This window comes from Robinsoniella sp., from assembly GCF_034124845.1.
On record NZ_JAWYAJ010000393.1, the window covers coordinates 1 to 1,660 of the forward strand.

The 1,660-nt window shown below is 45.4% G+C and carries 2 protein-coding genes; both read left to right on the forward strand.

The window, feature by feature from the left end; translation table 11 throughout:
- Nucleotides 1-107 precede the first annotated feature (107 nt).
- A complete protein-coding gene (locus ACH2DQ_RS19605; protein WP_394916065.1) occupies nucleotides 108-734 on the forward strand; it encodes a metal-dependent hydrolase in 627 nt (208 codons plus the stop codon).
- A 163-nt stretch (nucleotides 735-897) separates the two neighbouring features.
- A partial coding sequence (locus tag ACH2DQ_RS19610; protein WP_395027961.1) for an FAD-dependent oxidoreductase occupies nucleotides 898-1,660 on the forward strand: 763 nt, incomplete at its 3' end.

The following is a 1,660-nucleotide window of genomic DNA, read 5'->3' on the forward strand; positions in this document are numbered from 1 at the left end:
TGCAGACTGACAAAATAATCAGCACTGTTAGTAGGGTTTCTGGCTGGATGGAGTATTAGGTTATAAAATAGTTATTTTAACAGATGAGAAAGTTGAGAAGATACCGTATGACAGGAAAAACACATTTGGCAATTGGGACAGCGGCTGCACTATTATTCGGACAGCCGGAAAATATCAGGGAGGTTGTGCTATGCATCGGGACGGCTTCGGTAGGTTCTGTAATCAGTGATATTGACGTCAGTACTTCGGAAGCAAGACGGGATGTGAATAAAGTGATTGGAATTACGCTGCTGGCAGTACTTGCCACTGCATTTATGGAATACCAGTGGAAGCTTGGGATTACGGCAAGTTTTATGCGTAACAGCAGTCTGGTCAGGCTGATGCTTGGGATGGCTGCTTTTCTGGGCGTGTGTGTATTTGGCAAGAGCAGACCCCACAGGTCGTTTATGCATTCCTTACCTGCCGTTGGAATTTTGAGTTTTATTCTATATATCATTTACCCGGTTCTGGTTCCCTATTTTGTAATCTCCATGCTTTCCCATATCGCAGCAGATATTTTTAATTATAAGAATGTACGGCTGCTTTATCCTTTGAGATGGGGAATCAGCCTGGACCTGTGCCGGGCAGACGGATGGATCAGTAAGGTTTTATGTGGAGTGGGAAGTTTGCTTACCTTTATTTATCTGGGCGTATTTCTCTGGAAAACGGGAATTCATTTTCTGGGTGGGATATAAGACGGATAGAATTTAACGGATTACAGGAATAAACAGGCGGACATGTCCATACATTAAAGTATGGCAGTCTATAGCTTGTGCAAATCAGGCGCAGTGTGCGGAAGCACTTCCGTTACACTGCATGGAAAATGTTAGATTCATCAGAAGAATGGAGGCAGACAACATGGGGATAGAAGTAGTGATAGCAGGAGGTGGATGGGCGGGATGTGCCGCCGCTTATGGAGCAGTCTTGCAGGGGGCTAAGGTAACGCTGCTGGAAAAAACAGACATGCTGCTTGGCACAGGCCTGGTTGGGGGAATCATGAGAAATAACGGACGCTTTACCGCAACGGAAGAAATGATTGCCCTGGGAGGTGGAGAACTTTTTCGGATAATTGATGAAAACGTCCGGCATAAAAATGTTAATTTTCCTGGTCATGAGCATGCTTCTTTATACGATGTAGGTAAAATATCCGGAGTGATTTATCGGTTTCTGAAAAAGATCGGAACGAAGATTGAGTTTCAGGCGCGTATGTCGAAAGTGCAGATGGATGGGAAGCGGATCTTAAATGTACGGACGGATGACGGCAGGACATTTGGCGGGGAGATGTTTATTGATGCTACCGGAAGTGCAGGACCTATGAATAATTGTAAGAAATTCGGTAACGGATGTGCGATGTGTATTCTTCGGTGCCCCAGCTTTGGCGGCAGAATCAGCCTAACGGGAGAAGCGGGAATTCAGGAAATACAAGGGAAACGTGCAAATGGGAAACTGGGAGCTATGAGTGGTTCCTGTAAGATTTTTAAGGAATCTCTCTCCAGGGAGTTGATAGAGGAGCTGGAGACAAGTGGTGCAGCAGTGATACCTTTGCCACAGGAGCTGCGGGAAAATCATCTGTCTGAGAAGGCATGCCAGCAATATGCGATTTCTGACTTTGTTGAGAATA

What these genes read in the sequence shown, in the direction of transcription:
- ACH2DQ_RS19605 (WP_394916065.1), top strand. Translation starts at nt 108, where the DNA reads ATGACAGGAAAAACACATTTGGCAATTGGGACAGCGGCTGCACTATTA.